Source organism: Chamaesiphon sp. VAR_48_metabat_403, from assembly GCF_031422475.1.
GTDB lineage: Bacteria > Cyanobacteriota > Cyanobacteriia > Cyanobacteriales > Chamaesiphonaceae > Chamaesiphon.
Window position 1 is genome coordinate 1 of sequence record NZ_JANPLS010000350.1, and the last position, 8,756, is coordinate 8,756.

The 8,756-nt window shown below is 43.4% G+C and carries 8 protein-coding genes and 1 pseudogene; 5 read left to right on the forward strand and 4 right to left on the reverse strand.

The annotated features are described in order from the left end of the window. Positions 1-83 precede the first annotated feature (83 nt). Both RMO79_RS16890 and RMO79_RS16895 read left to right on the forward strand, forming a co-directional pair. Positions 84-578, forward strand: a complete 495-nt coding sequence (locus tag RMO79_RS16890; RefSeq protein ID WP_310484377.1) for a hypothetical protein — start codon at positions 84-86, stop codon at positions 576-578. 317 nt (positions 579-895) lie between these two features. Continuing rightward, entirely contained in the window at positions 896-1,276 is a 381-nt protein-coding gene (locus RMO79_RS16895) for a hypothetical protein (protein WP_310484378.1), read from the forward strand. A gap of 147 nt (positions 1,277-1,423) precedes the next feature. Here the strand turns inward: RMO79_RS16895 and RMO79_RS16900 are convergent, their stop codons facing one another. Beyond that, positions 1,424-2,800: a hypothetical protein gene (locus tag RMO79_RS16900; protein WP_310484379.1), complete on the reverse strand. Its 1,377-nt coding sequence runs from the start codon at positions 2,798-2,800 to the stop codon at positions 1,424-1,426. Positions 2,801-2,944: 144 nt separating this feature from the next. Then, complete coding sequence (locus RMO79_RS16905) at positions 2,945-4,174, reverse strand: DUF2252 family protein (RefSeq protein ID WP_310484380.1); 1,230 nt, start codon at positions 4,172-4,174, stop codon at positions 2,945-2,947. Between the two features lie 118 nt (positions 4,175-4,292). Between RMO79_RS16905 and coaE the strand changes: the two genes are divergently transcribed. Beyond that, positions 4,293-4,880 carry a dephospho-CoA kinase gene (gene coaE / locus RMO79_RS16910; RefSeq protein WP_310484381.1) on the forward strand — a complete coding sequence of 196 codons (588 nt, stop codon included), beginning with the start codon at positions 4,293-4,295 and terminating at the stop codon, positions 4,878-4,880. Here the strand turns inward: coaE and RMO79_RS16915 are convergent. Both RMO79_RS16915 and RMO79_RS16920 read right to left on the reverse strand, forming a co-directional pair. After that, entirely contained in the window at positions 4,863-5,999 is a 1,137-nt protein-coding gene (locus tag RMO79_RS16915) for a WG repeat-containing protein (protein ID WP_310484382.1), read from the reverse strand. The genes coaE and RMO79_RS16915 overlap by 18 nt on opposite strands. Positions 6,000-6,228: 229 nt before the next feature. Then, positions 6,229-6,564, reverse strand: a complete 336-nt coding sequence (locus RMO79_RS16920; RefSeq protein ID WP_310484384.1) for a 30S ribosomal protein PSRP-3 — start codon at positions 6,562-6,564, stop codon at positions 6,229-6,231. A gap of 277 nt (positions 6,565-6,841) precedes the next feature. On the opposite strand from RMO79_RS16920, the gene RMO79_RS16925 reads away from it, so the two are divergent. Then, positions 6,842-7,642 (forward strand): TIGR01548 family HAD-type hydrolase, encoded by an 801-nt coding sequence (locus RMO79_RS16925; protein ID WP_310484385.1) that lies wholly within the window; start codon positions 6,842-6,844, stop codon positions 7,640-7,642. 554 nt (positions 7,643-8,196) lie between these two features. Then, a pseudogene (locus RMO79_RS16930) lies at positions 8,197-8,756 on the forward strand (hypothetical protein); the annotation flags it as partial.

Here is an 8,756-nt window from a genome sequence, read left to right on the forward strand (position 1 = left end):
AGTACCCCAGCAATCGATCCCTTTTATGACAAGGAACATGGCAAACAAATGGGATATTAATCTCTAGCCCCACACCCGCTGGGATGTTTGCACCAAGATATCCCCGCCGGACACCTAATATCGCTAATTCTGCCAAATTACCTACCACTCATATCATGAAAATTAAACAGCTCTTTTTAGGTATTACCCTCGCCATGACTTGCTTAAATCCAAGCATGGTATTGGCTCAAAGTGGCGATATCCAACAATTACGCCAACGCCAAGCTGACTACCAACTCCAACTCAATAATTTGTCTGGAGAAATGGGTATTTATATGCTTAAAAATCCCCAGCCTTCGGCAGCGGCATTAGCCTCAATTGCCGGACTCGGTGCAATTGTTACAGAAAATCTGGATGCAGATACCAAAGCAGGCTTGGCAGTGCTAGGAGTAGCTGGTGTTGCTTACTGTTTGGATGGTAAAAATATACAATATTGTACTGAAGTTATGACTAATTTAATTGGATATGGCATTAAAATCGATAACTATAGTCGAGAAATTAAGTCGATCTCTAGTCAAATCAGATCGTTACAAGAATAAATACTAACTCGGTCTAATGCTTCGCATAAATCAGCATGATTTTCGATCGAATGGATAGTTGCCAAGTAGATCGTAATTATTAGATGCGATCGATCTATGTAGCTATTATCTTACAGGGATTTTGTGTTATTTTTGTAATTATATTCTTCCCGCTGTCTGCTGCCAGTTCCCACAAGCTACGACCCCGATGACGACTCAAAATGCCAAACCCTTTTATTATAAGGAATAAAGTCCGATGAAATTCATTGTTGGGTTATCAAGTTGTGCCTTAATTGCAATCTCCAGTTCTCCGAGTCTAGCCGCACATCGAGCCATCAGTGGCTCGACAGTTCGCTCTTTATCACATCAATCTTTCCCCACTGGCACAAAAACTCGAAGCAGCACAAGCAGCCAAAGCCGAAGAACGCCGAAAGCAGTGGGAAAGTCTGACTCCGAAACAAAAAGAGCAATATTTGGCTCAGGAACGTAAATCAAAGGCAGCAGCAGCAGCATTTTGGCTAACGGTGTTTGGTGCGGCAATGAGTAATGGGAGTTCAGAACCATCAACATCATCACAACAGGGGCAAGATGACGCTTTGTACAGAAACAGAGCGCGACAAGAAGAAGAGCGTAAAGCAGAACGAGATCGTCAGCCTGCTCCTGCTCCTGTTACACCAATCGGCGGAAGTTGTGGATTCTACGGTAATGGTCCATGTTAATGAAATATATCGAACATCACAATAAGTAGACCAAGATAATAGATTAAGAATCTGGAATTAGACGGATAATGCGATCGATAATCAATTTGATAAACTAGATAAAGATTGCGAGATTTTTAGCTAGTTTATCCGATCGCAGATCCTCAGTTACTGTAACTTCTGGCTGCTACTCCCCGAATTGCGGTTGCTTATTTTGGTGCTGCTTGCCGATCGTTTGACGAGAATATATGCTTTTGTATATTCGGGTAATTTGCGCGTATATGCCGCGAAATCTGCCTTGGTATCGAATACCCCTGCCAAAAAATCTAACTGATGTAAATTGGGTAAAAATGCCCCACCAGTGTCGGCAATAATTCCCATCCGTAATTGCGGCTTGCCATCGATCGCATTCTCTGTAACTACGATTCTACCCAAGCCGATATTTAAGACATCTCCGGCAAAAGTTACGCCCGGTTTGAGCGATATTTTGGTTTCGATCGTTTGCCCGTATCCTTTAATTGCCGTTACGGGTTTAAAATACCAGTATCGCTTTTGTTCGAGTGGATCTAAACCTTTAATATAGGGGATATTATTATTGCGATCGACATTAAAAAATGCTGACTTGCCATCGGTAAATTTAATTAAAACAGTCCCTTCCATTAAGGCTGATTCTAAACCTTCGCGATCGAGATAAGCCAGCGGTTCTACTGCACCAAATTCTTGACCTTCAGGTTCATAGATATTTTGTAAAACATCTTGTTTGGTATATCTAATCCGAATTGCATCAACATCAGTACCTGGTTTGAGTGCGTACAATCCGGCGGTAAATTCTTTAGTTGGTTTGCGAGATCCGGGATGAGTGAATACAGCATATTTAGTCATCCGCACCCGTTTCTTATCCAGTGCTGTCGGATCGAAAGCCGTCCATTGAATCGCCCGAAAGTTGGCATTTAAAAATTTAGGATCTTGCAGTCGAATCGATTTTTTAGCCTTGATATCCTGCTGGAGCGTTAACACCATAAAATCTAGTGTCTTGAGAATATCTGAAACCGTCACGCCCTGGGTACCTAAAATCCCCTCGCGCTGAAGATCGGGGTCGTTATCTAAGCGATTTTTAAAGTATTTGCGCGTACTTTTTAAGACTACTAGTAAATCTGCGGCATTAAATTTAACCTTGCTATTCGGCAGACTCGATGCTTTTAAAATATCGCGACTTTGCACCATAAATTGCGGCTGTTTTAACTCGTCGATTACTTGATAATCGCCCACCTGTGCGGGAAGTGGTGCTACTCCTGGAGTTTGTAGGGGGCTGACGTTAGGAATTTTTGTAGTTGGCGATCCTGTTGCTGGCGCGGGGCTAGTCGCGCCTGGAGCTGGCGAACTACCTGGTGTGGGGGTGACAGTCGGTGAGGCGGAAATTGTCGGTGTGGGGGCGATGACTGGGGAAGGTGAAACTGTAGGTATCGATGATGTCGGGATGGTGCTAGTACAAGCCGATAGCGAGATCGTGCCAATCCCAATTAACAATATTCTCAAATATTTCACGATCGAATTAGGGGTTAAGAATAAGATGCGGTGCTGCGATCGATATTCTCACATTTTGTACCCATACACTAAAACCATCCACTATCCACTATCCACTATCCACTAAAACACTAGTAACTTTAGTCTAGATCGTAAGATGTGAGATTATCGATCGATACTAGCCTGACAGAAATATTCAAAATCTAACCGTACTTGACTAACATAATTAACAGCATAATCTAGTACCTGTTGTTGCCAATCTAAATTTTGCCCAAAATCGATGAGAGCTTGTGCTGATGCTGCACCCAATTTACCGCTCCCATGCAGATGTGTAAAAGCAGTAATTTCTGCCATTATATCGATGAGGTTTTCCATTTGTTCGAGACTAATTAGCTCTGGTTCGATCTCAATTTTATCTTGTGTAGGCTGAAGTTCTCTTAATAAATAACTGCGGTCGTCAAACTCGATTGCTGCGAGTAATGCGGGTGGCGATAATTGGACTAATTGTTGAACTTTCATTACTCGTTTTGCTGGATGCTGCCATTCAGGTTGGTTGCCGATTGAGTAAGGTTGTAAAGCCGAAATTACCTGTTGTTTGAAATCGAGTAGATAATTTCGATCTGGCGAACCTTTTCCTGCTACTAAAACGATGTATCGATCGAGTCCCAAACTACCAGTACCTGCAACTCTAAATCCAATATCTAGTACCTTGAAAAAATCTGGTTCGGCTTGAGTTTGCGCCCAGTTATCAATTACCTCTTTGACTAGTTTAAATCGCTCCTGACTAATTGCTAAGATCTTTTCATTGTCGAATTTTAATTGCCGTCGTTCCTTATTTAGGATAGTCCGCTCGTCTAATAAATCGCTCCGTTTGCGGCGACGTAAATCGGCTAATAGATTCGCAACAATACCGCGTGCATTAGCTTCGACGATCGCGCTAATATTGCCAGCACTCAAGGTGTTAGCATAACTGGTAAGATATATTTGTGCCAGTCTCTCGCCATCAGCTCGATCGAAAGGTAAGCTATCGATAGCTAACAATGTACTAACTACCAATCGAACGACATCCCAAGTACAGGGAGCTAAGATACTCTCATCAAAATCATTAATCCCAAAATAGATCTGACGATCTTCGCCTTTATAAGCTCCAAAATTTTCTAAATGTAAATCTCCACAAATCCATACGGGTGGAGCTAAATTTAAACTCGACTCTTTTGGCAAATCTCGATAAAATAGATGACAACTACCCCTGAAAAACGCCAAAGCATTTTTCCGCATCTTACTATATTTTCGATCTAAAAGATCGGGACGACGATCGCGATCGAATGCTTGAATTAATTCCCAAATATCTGTATTTTGTCGATCGGTCAAACTATTACCTCCACAACTTATCATCAAGTTAGCTTTTAAAAACCATCTCTATATCCACGATTGTCAATATCAATCGCATTTTCTCAAAAACAGTCAATAACAAGTGGCTACCCACTATCCACTATCCACTATCCACTAATTTATGCGTCTAATTGGAATTACTGGAGGCATCGGTACGGGCAAAACTACCGTGACTAACTACTTACAATCGCGATATAACCTACCGATTTGGGATGCCGATATTTATGCTCGATCGGCTGTAGCTATCGGTTCGCCAATTTTACAAGCGATCGGTCAACGATATGGTATCACTATCTTACAATCTGATGGCACACTCGATCGCACCCGGTTGGGCGAAATTATCTTTGGTAGTATCCACGAGCGTCAGTGGCTAGAAGCTCAAATTCATCCCTACGTGCGGAATTGCTTCGAGATTGAAGTTAGCCGCCTTGCCGCCGATCTTACCGCCGTTCTGGCGATTCCGTTGCTCTTTGAGGCAAACATGACCGATCTGGTGACTGAGATTTGGGTAGTTAGTTGCGATCGCTCCGTTCAACTACACCGAATTATGACCCGCGATCGAATTGATGCATCCGCCGCCAATATCCGCATCGATAGTCAAATGTCGCTAGCAGATAAAGCAGCCCTAGCAGATGTTAATCTAGATAACTCCACAAATATAGCAGATCTCCAACGACAGATCGATATGTATCTAAAATTTAAATACTAATTTTCCAGTCGGATCGATATAGCCATAATCGTTACAAGCTCCTTTCTCAAATAAATTACAGCTTCGAGGAATTGCGACTGCCGCTAACCCACGATCGAAATTGCTAGATGCAGAAAAACAATAATTACGACCGCAGGTAGTAACTAGTCTGCCTGCATCACGTTCGCCTTTACTGTACTCAGAAACACCATAGCGAGCGGGGATAGCTAGCTTACCAGTTTTATCGATATAGCCGAGTCGATTGCCGACGATTACCCATGCTAACCCATTACTAAATGTTGGGGCTGCGTCGGTAAAATATTGGAGCGGAATCGCCATTTTTCCCGTGCGATCTTTATAGCCAAACATATAATAAGCATTATTTTTTACAAATCCAGGTTTTAAAGCTTCAGCTTTTAAAGCTTCAGCTTTATTCAGTGGGTGGGCGACTTGGATGAGGCGATCTCGATCTTTGCCATCGATCGATCGAGCCGATCCAGATAATAATTTACCAGTTTTATCGATCGTCCGATCGGGATTTTTATCTCTAAAAATATCAGTTCTGACTTTAGCAAAACCATTCTTAAATTCAGCAGCTTCATCAAATTGAAACGGAATAATGACTTTACCCTGCGAATTTATATAGCCAAATTTACGATCGATCTTAACGGCGGCTAAACCTTCACTAAACTCGCGAGCCTCATTAAATCGAGCGGAAATAACTAATTTACCAGTGCGATCGATATAGCCAACTTTGCCCTCTCGCTCATCGGTATTTGCTGCTGCCAACCCATTTTTAAATTTATTTATAAAGTTAAACCGAGCCGGAATGACTAGTTTACCAGTTTTATCGATACACCCAAATTTCCCGCCTACTTCAACAGTCGCCAAACCTTCACTAAAATTTTCCGCTCGATCGAACTGAGCTGGAATAATTATCTTACCAGTACTATCGATATAACCAAATCGATCGTTACGGATAAATCGAAACAGATCTAAATTTGTTGAAGCTCCTGCTGAATTTGCAGATGGAAGCGGCGATTTGCTAACTGTGGCTGTGTTGTGAGCGCGAGTACCGCAGCCACCTAATAAGATTGCTAGTAAAATTAGGATTGTCGATCGACTAGATTTTACATTCATCTGCTACCTCAAACCTGCTTGCCAAGATCTTTATTAAATCTCCTACAAGCCGAGCTGAGTTAATTTTGGAAAGATGACCGGATGTGAATGTAAATGTAGATACTCGAATCGGTATTAAATTTCAAAATTGCGAACGATCTCGTCGGGTAATGGAGTAAATGCGATCGCCTAAAAAGATCCGATCTCCTGCGACAAAATCGGGACATTACCCAATACCCAACCGATAAGCCTAATTGCTGCCAGTAAAAATAACTTCAGGAAACTTGAGCTGAGCTTCAGGTAAGGGACGACCTTTGCCTTCTTCTTGCCAATAGTTAATTACTTCAGTCGCCTGGTTGAGAATGCCCACGCGATCGACTTCGGCAATCCAGTGCTTGGCTTCTAACTCGGCTTTGAGTTGTTCCCATGCATCATTGCGCGGCCAGAAAAAGTAAGCAGTCAGAGGACTCAACCCTTTACCAACTACTTGGTCTACTGCTAATGCGACGTTCTCATCCAACCAGAGAACTTTTAAAATAAATTTGGATGCTGTTACTGGTAAGGTTTCGGTAATGGTTTCGGTCATATTTGCTTAGTACTTTGGCACACAATCCATCATTATACCATCTGTTTGCTATTTCAGAGCAGCGCATTGTAGACGATCGGCAATTCTTATTTTAAAACTCTCACGCGATTTTATCGCTTCAATCTTGGCGATCGTTGACGACAGAATGCGGATTGCAGCAGTTTTATTTTTAAAAACCAGCATCAGCCCCGGTCTCAATTTCGAGCGTGAGAATTGCTGTTAGGTAACGGCTGAAATATGATAGATTTTGAGTTAAGTTAGTGGCAAGATTCAAAAGATGAGCGCGATCGTCGTATTTGATATCGATGGGGTAATTCGAGACGTAGGCAATTCTTATCGTCGTGCCCTGGCAGATACCGTAGCAGAATTCACCAACGGAGCCTTTCGCCCAACTGCGATCGACATCGATAAGCTCAAAGGTGAAGGCATTTGGAATAATGATTGGGAAGGCTCGCAGGAGCTGATTTATCGCTATTTTGAAAGCCAGGGACAGCCGCGATCTCAGTTACCACTAAATTACGATTCGGCAGAGCCGACGCTATACGAACGAATTGTCGCTTATTTTCAGACCAAATATCGCGGTACCGATCCAGTCGATTGGAATGGCTATATTTGCGACGAGCCGCTCTTAGCCAGCCGAGAATACTTTAACTCATTGACCGCCGCAGGCATCCCCTGGGGCTTTTTTAGCGGTGCTACCAGCGGTTCTGCTAGTTATATCCTCCACCGCCGACTCGGTTTGACTGCGCCCGTTTTAGTGGCAATGGAAGACGCTCCAGGCAAACCAGATCCCACCGGATTATTTATGGTTATGGAACAGCTATCAGCCAGCCAGAAACTTGCCGAAAATCATTCGATTGTCTATGTGGGCGATACCGTCGCAGACATGCACACAATTGTCAATGCCCGTACCAAACAACCCGATCGACACTTCATCGGCGTAGGAGTATTACCACCCCACATTCTAGCTGATGCCTCCCAAATCGATAATTACCGCCACAGCCTACTCCAATCCGGTGCAGCGATCGCGATCGATCGCGTCACCCAACTAACACCTGAAAAGATCGATTCGCTCTAATCTAAGGTACAGGAATCGAACCTGTCTAGAGTTTCCTCGCGGATTGTGAGTCCATCAATTTCAATTCTATTCAAACCTATTACCAGATTCAACGATCGCCAAGACCTAATGCCAGTAATCTTTAGCCACTTTCCTGATTTTGTAGATTGTGCGAAAATTGTAAAACTAGAAGAGTTTTATTAGGCATGGATTAGGCATGGATTTTCAAGATGTAGATCGAGCAATCGAGCGCGCAAATGCCAAAAAGGAGATCGTCGGACTACCGATTAGAAATGCTGCCCAATCCAGTGCTGACTAACCAACTTTCAGAAAATTTTAGCAGCTCCCCTCCAGCAGCTAGAATCGATCGGCGCATCGCGTTTACGCACGACATTAACCGACGATATTCAAGCAGTCGCCAACTCCTTTTAAGTAGTACCAATCCTCTGTGTCGATTTATCGAGCGTTTTGGGTTGCTGAATAAAGCGGCTGATGGCAATGGGTTCGATCGTATAATACCAATTTGAATAGCACGATCTTCGATCGGATTTAATTCTTTTAGGCTCTAATCGGTAATGAAGTTAAGATCTTGGTGGTTGGGGGTATTGTGTATCGTTGGCATCGGTTGGGGGTGGTGGTGTCACGGGGCAATTTCGACAAATCTTAACCCAGCAAATATGCCCTTGTTGCTGGCAGTTGCAGCAGCAAATGAAAATTCATCCCAAAATCTCGCTGGCAATAGTCAGGATGTCGATTATAAGCCAAATGGTGAGTGGATCGGGCGACTCATCTTACCCAGTCAGGAGGAAGTTAAAAAATTTCGGCTGGCGGATTGGGTGTGGGTGGAAATTAAACATGCACCTGCGACGCAGCAGCAGTTAATTGGTAAAACCGTGCGGCTGACATGGCAATCAAAATCGATAATTGCGGCGGATGTGCGGCAAGTTACGACCGATATTAAGTTTACGCCTGGAACGATCGCCAGTCAAAAGCAAGGGAATATTCATCCGCAGCGACTCAATGGGAGATTGCAGGTGGGCGCGCTTCAGTCGTTGGCGGGTGCGAGAGCGGAAGATGATGTATTGGTGAGATTGACTGGGGTAAATCTGGCGATCGATAGTGGCTCGCAACAGCC